This is a genomic window from Thalassotalea sp. G20_0 (assembly GCF_017744175.1).
In the GTDB taxonomy this organism is placed as follows: Bacteria; Pseudomonadota; Gammaproteobacteria; order Pseudomonadales; family Endozoicomonadaceae; genus Endozoicomonas.
Genome location: NZ_JAGHQV010000155.1, coordinates 1 through 2,333, shown reverse-complemented (window position 1 = coordinate 2,333; position 2,333 = coordinate 1). Strand labels below are relative to the sequence as shown.

Here is a 2,333-nt window from a genome sequence, read left to right as displayed (position 1 = left end):
GAACGTTCCATGTTGCTTCCTTATATAAGCCGCGCCGGAGTGGTACGGATATCAGGAAGTATTGGCAATGGTGGGGTGGCTGGAATGAACGGTATTTTTTGCCGCGTTAGCGGCTTGGTTCAACAAGCCCATCCAAGCGACCGCCTACGGCGGCGCTTGATGGGAGCGTTACACGCAAAACATACATCATCATCAAGGATAGAAAGTGGATCTCACAAAGAGAACTTTTGTAAAAGATATTGTTGAAGAACTTTCAAATGAAAATGTTGCAGTCTTTGCTGGTGCTGGCCTTTCAGCACCAGCAGGGTTTGTGAATTGGGCACAGCTTTTAGAACCTATTGCAGAAGAATTAGGCCTAGACACAAGCAAAGAAAGAGACCTTGTAAGCCTTGCCCAATACCATTGCAATGATAATTCAGCCAATAGAAGCAAATTAAATCAATTACTCATTGAAGAATTTTCTAAAGATGCACAGTCCACGGAAACACATAAAATTCTTAGCAGGCTACCAATAAGAGACTATTGGACAACGAACTACGATAAGTTAATCGAAAAAACATTAATTGATTATGGTAGGAAACCAGATGTTAAGCATACTGTTGAGCAGCTGGCACATACTAAACCAAGACGTGATGCTGTAATATACAAAATGCATGGAGATGTTGATCATCCTAGTGATGCCATTCTAACCAAAGATGATTACGAGTCATATCATGTTGAAATGCAGCCTTTTTTATCCGCCCTATCCGGTGACCTCGTTTCAAAGACCTTTATATTCATTGGGTTTAGTTTTACAGATCCAAACCTTGACTATATATTGAGCAGAGTTAGGCTTTCATACAATAAAAATCAGAGAAGGCATTATTGTTTTCAAAAGAAAGTATCACAAAATATCAATGAATCAGATGTAGAATTCGAATACAGAGAAAGGAAACAAGAATATTTTATTAATGACTTAAAAAGATTTAACATTAGAACAATACTTATTGATGATTATGATGAAATTCCAGAACTCCTAAGCACTATAGAAAGGAAACATAATTCTAAAAGTGTTTTTATTTCAGGTGCTGCTCATGATTTTGGAGATTGGAGCAAAGAATGTGCAGAGCAGTTCACTCATGATCTAAGTAAGAACCTGATAAAAAAACAATTTCGAATTGTTTCAGGGTTTGGCCTAGGTATTGGTAGCGCGGTAATATCAGGTGCATTGAGTGAAATATATATGAACTCTAACAACCATAGCGATGACCAACTAATTCTGAAACCTTTTCCACAAAGCGTAATGCCTGATCAAGATAAAAAAGAATTATGGAGTAAGTACAGAGAACAAATGCTCTCCTATTCTGGGGTTTCCATCTTTCTTTTTGGAAATAAAATAGTAGATGGAAAAGTCATCCCCTCTAATGGAATGCAAGAAGAGTTCGATATTGCAAAGGACAAAGGTCTATTTCTACTTCCCATAGGTTGCACTGGTTATGTTGCTCAAGAGCTATGGGAGAAAGTAAACGCAGACTTTGACTCATTCAATAAAGATTGCTCAGATGAAATCAAAAGATTATTTTCAACTCTTGGTAGTAGTGACAGTGACAGAAGCAAAGTCATTGAAACTACCGTAGAGATCGTTAGTAAATTAACTAAGTAAAAGGATAACTTATGGCTCGTAGAGTTTTTTATAGCTTCCATTACAAAAATGATAACTGGAGAGCTTCACAAGTCAGAAATATTGGAAGTGTGGAAGGTAACAAACCAGCAAATGACAACGACTGGGAAGACGTCAAAAAAGGTGGTGAAAAAGCGATTCAGAAATGGATTGATGATCAAATGAAAGGAAAGTCCGCTGTTGTGATTTTAGTTGGAGAGAAAACAGCAGGACGAAAATGGATTAAGTACGAGATCAAAAAAGCTTGGGAATCCGGTAAAGGGCTAATTGGTATATGCATTCACAATCTCAAGGACAGTAGTGGAAATCAGTCTTCAAAGGGTAGGAATCCATTTGAAGATTTTACTGTTGATGGAAAAAAACTATCGAGCATCGTTAGCCTCAAGAATCCACCATATTTAAGCAGTAAATATGTTTACGATCACATAAGTGAAAACTTAGAAGATTGGATTGAAGAGGCGATAGAAACTAGAAACGAATATGCATAGTGCAATTTGCGTGTAACAAGTGCATCCAGCCGACCGCCTTCGGCGTCGGCTGATGCAAGCGTTAGCCGTACAGCCAAGCATGGCAGCACTTGGCGAGAAATTACTTACATTCAGGTGACTTAACCTGTGTTACTGTAGGGTGAGTAAAATTTTCAGCAGTAGATTTTAATGAATATCAAAATACT

General features: G+C 38.0%; 2 protein-coding genes. Both read left to right on the top strand.

Translation table 11 applies throughout. From position 1 onward, the window contains the following. Positions 1-205: 205 nt before the first annotated feature. Entirely contained in the window at positions 206-1,642 is a 1,437-nt protein-coding gene (locus J7438_RS25145) for an SIR2 family protein (protein WP_209278789.1), read from the top strand. Between the two features lie 11 nt (positions 1,643-1,653). Then, positions 1,654-2,148 (top strand): TIR domain-containing protein, encoded by a 495-nt coding sequence (locus J7438_RS25140; protein WP_209278788.1) that lies wholly within the window; start codon positions 1,654-1,656, stop codon positions 2,146-2,148. Positions 2,149-2,333 lie beyond the last annotated feature (185 nt).

Excerpts from the sequence above, each read along its gene's own strand:
- J7438_RS25140 (WP_209278788.1), top strand. The coding sequence starts at position 1,654 with ATGGCTCGTAGAGTTTTTTATAGCTTCCATTACAAAAATGATAACTGG.